The organism is Ciceribacter sp. RN22, from assembly GCF_024054295.1.
Classification (GTDB): Bacteria; Pseudomonadota; Alphaproteobacteria; order Rhizobiales; family Rhizobiaceae; genus Allorhizobium; species Allorhizobium lividum.
This window is the reverse complement of the sequence record NZ_JAMXLD010000008.1, coordinates 1693-9612: the sequence shown is the minus strand read 5'-3', so window position 1 is coordinate 9612 and position 7920 is coordinate 1693. Positions and strand designations below refer to the sequence as shown.

The following is a 7920-nucleotide window of genomic DNA, read 5'->3' as shown; positions in this document are numbered from 1 at the left end:
GGTGTGACGGACGCCTTCGACGCCAACACGACCTTCGTGTCGGCCGACAATGGCGGCACGGTCTCGGGTTCCGAGATCGTCTGGACGGGGCTGACGGTCCCGGCGCAGGTCGGCTCGACGCCGGGCACGCTGGTGCTGACGGTTGAGGTGACGGTCAACGACCCGATCCCGGCCGGTGTGACGACGATCGCCAACCTCGCCTATGAGACGGGCACGACGCCTCCGGACTGCACGGCGACGCCGACGGATCCGCGCTGCGTGANGATCCCGGCCGGTGTGACGACGATCGCCAACCTCGCCTATGAGACGGGCACGACGCCTCCGGACTGCACGGCGACGCCGACGGATCCGCGCTGCGTGGTAACGCCAGCCATCAACCCGTCGCTCGACCTTGTGAAGTCGGCAGCCTTCGAGGATGGCGACGGCGATGGCGCTCCGGATATCGGGGAGGTGATCCGCTATACCTTCACGGTCAAGAACACCGGCAATGTGACGCTCTCGGATGTATCGATCCGGGATCCGGGGCCGCTGTTCAAAGACCAGACCGCGGCAAATGCCCTGTCCGCGTTTACGCCGGCGACGGCGGAGCTGGCGGCGGGTGGCGAACAGGTCTTCACCGCGACCTACCCGCTTGGCCAAGAGGACATCGATACGGCCGCGGGCATCGACGAGGGCGTGAAGAACACCGCTGTCGCGTTCGGTTATGCCAACGGAACGAGCACGACCGGCAAACTCGTGGAGTCCAAGGAAAGCAAGGCCGTGGTCAGCCTGCCTGCCGTCGAGACGGACATCTCGATCATCAAGGTGGCGAACATCAAGCAGATCAAGCGTGGGGAGAAGGCACCGTTCACGATCACGGTGACGAACAACTCCGAGCGCACGGTCGGCGGGCTGACGGTCACGGACGTCATTCCCTCAGGGTTCCGTTTTGTCGAAGGCTCGGCGACGATTGACGGGGTCAAGGTGACGCCGGTGGTCGCCGGACAGCGGGTACGGTTCGAGAACATTTCTCTCGCGCCGAACGGCGAGGTGACGATCAAGCTGCAGATGCTTGCTCTGAGCACGGCAACGCCCGGCAAACACACCAACACGGCGATCGCGACGGATCCCGGCGGCGATCCGGTTGCGCCACCCGCGAAGGCGGATGTCGAGATCATGGTCGAGCCTGTGTTCGACTGCGGTGACGTGATCGGCAAGGTCTTCGACGACGTGAACCAGAACGGTTACCAGGACGAGGGCGAGCCGGGTCTTCCGGGGGTCCGGGTGGTCACGGTCAACGGCTTGCTGGTGACGACGGACAAGCATGGCCGCTTCCACGTGGCCTGCGCCGACCTGCCGGATTCGCGCATCGGATCGAACTTCGTGATGAAGCTCGACACCCGCACCCTGCCGACCGGCTATCGCCTCACCACCGAGAACCCAAGGGTCATCCGTCTGACCGCCGGCAAGATGTCGAAGCTCAACTTCGGCGCCTCGATCGGCCGGGTGGTTCGTCTCGACCTGACGGACAAGGCCTTCAAGGCTGGCACGACCGAGCTGAGGCCGGAATGGCGCGACGGTTTCGATCAACTGATGGAGGTTCTTGAAGTCGGTCCCTCGACGCTGCGCATCGGCTACGCCGGCAGCGCCGACGGCAACCTGTCGAAGCGCCGCATGGAGGCGGTTGAGAAGGAAATCTCGGATCGTTGGCGATCGGTGCCCGGCCGCTACGAACTCAACATCGAGACCCGTCAGGAGACTGCACAATGAGGACCGTTGTCATGAGACATACTTCGAACCATGGCGTTTGTGCGAAGTCGAACGGGCGTAACCGGCAAGTCCTGCTCAGTGGATGCGCGGCGATTGCAATTCAATTCGCATCCGGTGCCGCCCTTGCGCAGGACGGCCGGGCTCTCTGCCATGACACGGCGTGCGCGCCGGCTATCCGTGGCAAGGTTCTCGACGACAGTACGTCCAAGCGAGCGCGGATTGCCCCCAATGTGGAGCAGGAGGGTGACGAGGCGGCGGGCAAGATCCCGTTCTCGATCAGTGTCGACGGCGAGCCTCTTGTCGAGAGTGGCGGAACGTCACCGGGCGTGCCGGCGCGTTCGGTCGAGAAGCAGCGCCGGACGGATGTCGGTCTTTCGGCGGTCGATATCCAGGTGAAGTTCGACGGGCTGGATGCCAAGCCGATCCTGAACGTGTCGACGGTTCCCATCCGTCGCAGCTATCGGGCGGGTGACACGGTGCGCTTCCTTGCGACGTCGAACTATCCGGCCTTTATCCGGCGGGCGGAGGTTAGGATCATTGCCGAGGACGAGGATATCTCCGAAGTTCCGGTTGCGGTGATCCCGGTTGCCATCAATGGCGAGGCGCAATGGATGATGCCGCAATCGGACAAGGAGGAGGCGAAGCGGTTCCATTACGTGCTGCGCGTCTATGATGGGGAAGGTCGCTTCGACGAAACAGGTCCGCGGCCGTTGGCGCGGTCGGCCCGTGAACTTCCTCAGGAAGGCAAGATCACCGACGCGCCGGCGCCGGGCATGGCGGAGGACAACACGGCCCTGCACAATATCCCCGTCAGTGGCGGGGCGGTGACGGTCTATGGCCGCAACGTTCCTGAAGGCTATCAGGTTCATGCCCTGGGCGGGGTGGTGCCGCTTGACCGGAATAATGCCTTTGTCGTCCAGCGTATCCTGCCTGGCGGCGATCACGATGTGGACGTGTCGGTGCGGGGAACATCGAAAGCCGGTGGGCTGGAGTTCAGCCGTGCCATTCACATCCCGAAAAACGACTGGTTCTTCGTCGGCCTGGCGGACCTGACTGTCGGAAAGCGGATCGGCGACAATGGGATCGAAGCGGTTCGGCAGGGGGAATACGACAGCGTTTATACGAAAGGTCGTGTCGCCTTTTATCTGAAGGGCAAGATCAAGGGGAAATATCTCCTGACGGCGGCGGCCGACACGGGCGAAGACGAGCTGAAGGAGATCTTCCGCAATCTGGACGACAAGAACCCTCGGGAGATCCTGCGACGGCTCGACCCGGAGGATTTCTATCCGGTCTACGGCGACGACTCGACGGTCTTCGAGGACGCGCCGACGAAGGGGAAATTCTATGTTCGCCTGGATCAGGGCGACAGCCATGTGATGTGGGGCAATTACAAGGCCAACATCCACGGGACCGAGTTCCTGCGCTCCGAACGCGCGCTCTATGGTGCGAGTGCCGTCTACCATTCCGAACAGGTCACACCGTTCGGAGAGCGGCGGACGGAGGCGACCGCCTATGCCGCCAAGCCCGACACCATGCCGCAACGCGACGAGTTCCTCGGAACCGGCGGATCGGCGTACTTCCTGAAGCGGCAGGACGTGACGGAAGGATCGGAAACGATCACGGTCGAGATCCGCGATCAGGTGACGGGCCAGTTGATCGAGCGGCAGACGCTGGTCTACGGCGAGGACTACACGATCGACTATATGCAGGGTGTCTTGATCCTGAAGAAGCCGCTGTCGTCTTCGACCGGGACGAGTTCGCCTGTCCGGGACGGCGCGCTCGGCGGCAACAAGGCCTATCTGGTCGCCCAATATGAGTACACGCCGACTGCCGGCGATCTCGACGGCTATGTTTATGGCGGGCGTGCCCAGCAATGGCTGAACGACAAGGTTCGGGTCGGAGTGACGGGCCTCAGCGAGGATACCGGTACGGCCGACCAGAAGGCCTATGGCGCGGACATCAAGCTGCGCCATTCCGACAATACGTTCCTGGAGGCCGAGATCGCCCGTTCGAAAGGGCCGGGATTCGGCTCGTCGGTCTCGACCGACGGCGGGCTGACAATCAGTGACCTCGGTGCGACCGGGGACCCGAATCGGACGGCCTCGGCGTGGCGCCTGCGCGGACAGCTCGACCTCGCGGATATCACCGGGAACGCCAAGGGCGTCGTCGGCGGCTATCTGGAAAGGAAGGAGGAGGGCTTTTCGACCCTCTCCGACCAGATCTCGGCGGACCAGACCAAATGGGGGATCTATTCGGATCTGGAGCTTGCCCAGGGCCTCGGCCTCAAGCTCACCTATGACGACTACCATCAGTCGCGCGCCTATGACGAAAACGGCGACGAGCTCAGCGCGCCGCGAACCAAGCGCAAGGGCGAGGCGGTGCTGAGCAAGCAGCTCGACGAGCACTGGAAAGTCTCGCTGGGCACCTCCTACACGGAACAGCGTTCTCCGCTCTCGACGCTCTCGGGCAAGTCGGGCTTCGACGGGGAGCGTTTTGACGCGGGTGTCCGGATCGATTACGAGCGGAATGAGGACGAGAGTTACTACGTCTTCGGGCAGGGAACGATCAAACGCTCGGGTGACATCAGCCGCAACGACAGGGTCGGGGTCGGCGCGGAGTATCAACTCACGGACAAGATCGCGCTCGAAGGGGAGGTTTCCTACGGCACCCATGGCGTCGGCGGCGAGGCGGGCATTACCTATTCTCCGACGGCCGACGACAACTACTACCTGACCTATCGGGTCGATCCGGACCGGGCCTTTGATTACGACCGGACCTATGACCTCAGCGGAACGGACAAGGGAACGCTCGTCTTCGGCGCAAGGCGCAAGGTCAACGATATGCTTTCGGCTTATACTGAAAGCAATTATGACCTTTACGGTCGGCGCAATTCACTTGCGAGGACTTATGGCGTGACCTACACGCCGGACGCCGTCTGGACCATCGACGGCGGTGTCGAGATCGGGCGGATCAACGACGACACGATCAATCCGGATACCGGGCTCGAGCGTTCCGACTTTGACCGGCAGGCGATTTCTCTTGCCGTTTCGCACAAGGACGAGGAACGCGGCATCAATGGCCGGGTGCGAGCCGAGGCGCGGTTCGAGGATTCCGAAGACGGAACCCGCGACGCCAACACCTATCTGGTCGGCGCGGGATTGAGCTGGAAAACGAGCGAGGACTGGCGGGCACTCTTCAACATCGACGCCGTATTGGCGGACGCGAGCGGAGAGAGCTCCTTCCGTGACGGCGATTACGTCGAGGCCTCGATCGGCTATGCCTATCGTCCCGTCGACAACGACCGCTTCAATGCTCTCTTCAAGTACACCTGGCTCTACGACATGCCGGGTCCCGACCAGGTGAGTGCGGTGAGCGGCGACGAATACGGCCCGGCACAGCGAAGCCATATCCTGTCGGTCGACTTTACCTACGATCTCATGCCCTGGCTGTCGATCGGCGGCAAATACGGCTTCCGCTACAGCGAGGTCCGGGAGCGGGTGATCGACGGCAGCAACACGAGCTTCAGCGACTGGCAGAAATCGACGGCGCACCTCGGTATCGTCCGGGGTGATCTCCACATCGTCAACAACTGGGACGCCCTGCTCGAGGGGCGAGTGATGTACATGCCGGAGGCCGACACCACGGACTATGGCGCGCTGGTCGCGGTTTATCGCCATGTCGGCGACAATCTGAAGCTCGGTCTCGGCTACAACTTCGGCGTATTCTCCGACGACCTTCGCGATCTGACGCTCAACGACCGGGGTGTGTTCTTCAATCTGGTGGGGACGTTCTGAGATGACGTTTTCCCTTCAGGATGACAGGAACACACCTTTGCAAGCCGGGACGGAACCAGGGCCTGTCTCGCGGCGGGCGTTCCTGTCCGCGGTCGCGGTTGCGGCACTCTCGGGCTGCACGACGCGCGAAACTGCACCTGTTCCATCGCCAGCTCCGCGGCGTTTCCACGACTATAGCGCGATGTACGGCGCTTTCGTCGATAGCGGGGTAACGATCCCGCCCGTACCGATCGTGAAACTCCGGCCGGAATTCTACCGGCAGGAGGTGAGGGATCCGACCGGCATGCCGCCTGGCACGATCGTCGTCGAGACCTCGACGCACTTTCTGTATCTCGTGGGAGAGGGGGGACGGGCGCTCCGCTACGGCGTAGGGCTCGGCCGTGCCGGGTTTGCCTGGTCCGGGTCGGCCACGATCGGCCGCAAGGCCGTCTGGCCCAGATGGCGTCCGCCGGCGGAAATGATCGCCCGTCTTCCCGATCTCGAACAGTACCGTTCCCGTTACGATGCCGCGAGCGGCCAGTGGACCGGAGGCATGGAGCCCGGAATTGCCAATCCGCTCGGAGCCCGGGCTCTCTACCTCTATCAGGGCGGCAAAGACACGCTCTATCGGATCCACGGCACGCCCGAATGGTGGACGATCGGCACGAATGTGTCCTCCGGCTGTGTGCGCATGCTCAATCAGGACGTCATCGACCTCTACGAGCGGGTGCCGGAGCGTACGCCGGTGATTGTGACCGACAGTCTTGCCGCGCACGCAGCCGCTCGGAGCGGGGGTGTGCAGAAGGCGTCGTCGGGAGGTGCGGGTTGATGAGGCAGATGCTGCGGTGTCGACGCAGGCGACGGACGAAAGGATTACCCGGTTGCGGCAGCCATGCTCTGCGGAACTGAAGCCGGAACAGCGTGAACGCGTCATGACAGTGAAATCATTCGTGCCCCGTGCTGCGCAAAGCAGCACACGAAATCGGAGAGGATTATGCAGATGAAAATTCAAGAAGCCAATCGTCGCCATTCTGTCAGTCGGATCATGGATCACAGCGGTACGCAGCGTCGGCTGATCATGGCAGCGCTGCGCCTGGCGCATCGTGTGCTCGGCATTCGCCGAAAGAGACTGGGTTTCGGCGTTCCGGGTCTTGGCACTGCACGACTTGTCGGGGCATCGGTAGCCATCGCAGTCGTCGGTCTCGCTTCCGTTGCGTCGGCGCAGGAGGTCGATCCGCCCCCGGGCAACGAAACCCTGCTCTTTGCGACCTTGCTCGATACCTCCCAGCAGAGCGGCGCAGCGGGTACTGATCCGTCGACCGCGATCGCGATCGGTACCGGTGCGGCGGCAACAGCGGCCGAGGCGGTGGCGATCGGCACGAACGTCACGGCATCAAACGGCAAGGCGGTCTCGATCGGCTCCGGGAACGTTGCCTCGGGTGACGGAGCGGTGGCGATCGGCGACCCGAATACCGCGACCGGCACCGGCGCAATCGCCCTTGGTGCGGACAACACGGCAACCGGAAACGGTACGGTTGCCATCGGGAACCAGAACATGGTCGGCGGCGGTGGCCAGGCCATCGGCGTGGCGGGAACCGCCGCACAGGGTGCCGTCGGCATGGGGTACCAAAACACCGTCACTGGGCAGGGCGCTGTCGCGATGGGCGACCGGAGCGTCGCCAACGGCGGGAGTGCCGTGGCTTTGGGCCGGCAGGCCAACGCGACCGGGCTCAGCGCGGTGGCGATCGGCCAGACTTCGGCGGCCAGCAACACCTATGCGGTGGCGATCGGCGGGCTCGCATCGGCCAGCGGCGCAGAGTCCGTCGCCATGGGCACGGGTGCGCAGGGCGCCACCTCGATGAGCGTCGCAGTCGGGTCGAATGCAGCCGCGCAGGCGAATGCGGGAGACGTGGCTCTGGGTGCGGGTTCGGCGACAGGCGCCGTCGTCAATACGACCGGAGACGTCATTGACGGTGTAAGCTACACCTACGCTGGAACCTCTGCTTCCTCGACGGTCAGCGTCGGTCAGACGGGCGCCGAACGGACGATCACCAATGTCGCGGCCGGCCGGGTCTCTGGAAGTTCCACCGATGCGGTGAACGGCAGCCAGCTCTTTGCCACCAACACGGCGGTCACCGACCTTGGCTCGACGGTGACCAATCTGGGCAACTCCACTGCCTCTAACCTTGGCGGTGGCTCGGTCTACGACCCGGCGACGGGTACGGTCGGTGCGCCGAGCTACACGGTTCAGGGTGGAACCTACAATAACGTGGGGGATGCGCTTGGCGCGGCCGATACGGCGCTGACCAACAACACCACCGACATTGCGGCGCTGCAGACGGATGCATTGCAGTGGAATTCGACACTTGGTGCGTATGATGCAAGCCACGGTTCCGGC

General features: G+C 63.6%; 2 protein-coding genes and 2 pseudogenes. All 4 read left to right on the top strand.

Annotated elements, in window-relative coordinates; translation table 11 throughout:
- Positions 1-1749, top strand: a pseudogene (locus tag NHF53_RS22135) (hypothetical protein); the annotation flags it as partial.
- An 11-nt stretch (positions 1750-1760) separates the two neighbouring features.
- Positions 1761-5543 carry a TonB-dependent receptor gene (locus NHF53_RS22130; RefSeq protein ID WP_252836128.1) on the top strand — a complete coding sequence of 1261 codons (3783 nt, stop codon included), beginning with the start codon at positions 1761-1763 and terminating at the stop codon, positions 5541-5543.
- A 181-nt stretch (positions 5544-5724) separates the two neighbouring features.
- Positions 5725-6351 (top strand): L,D-transpeptidase, encoded by a 627-nt coding sequence (locus tag NHF53_RS22125; protein WP_374591301.1) that lies wholly within the window; start codon positions 5725-5727, stop codon positions 6349-6351.
- A gap of 171 nt (positions 6352-6522) precedes the next feature.
- A pseudogene (locus NHF53_RS22120) lies at positions 6523-7920 on the top strand (hypothetical protein); the annotation flags it as partial.

Bases quoted from the DNA above. Each gene is read 5' to 3' on its own strand.
- NHF53_RS22125 (WP_374591301.1), top strand. From the start codon at position 5,725: ATGTACGGCGCTTTCGTCGATAGCGGGGTAACGATCCCGCCCGTACCG.
- NHF53_RS22130 (WP_252836128.1), top strand. From the start codon at position 1,761: ATGAGACATACTTCGAACCATGGCGTTTGTGCGAAGTCGAACGGGCGT.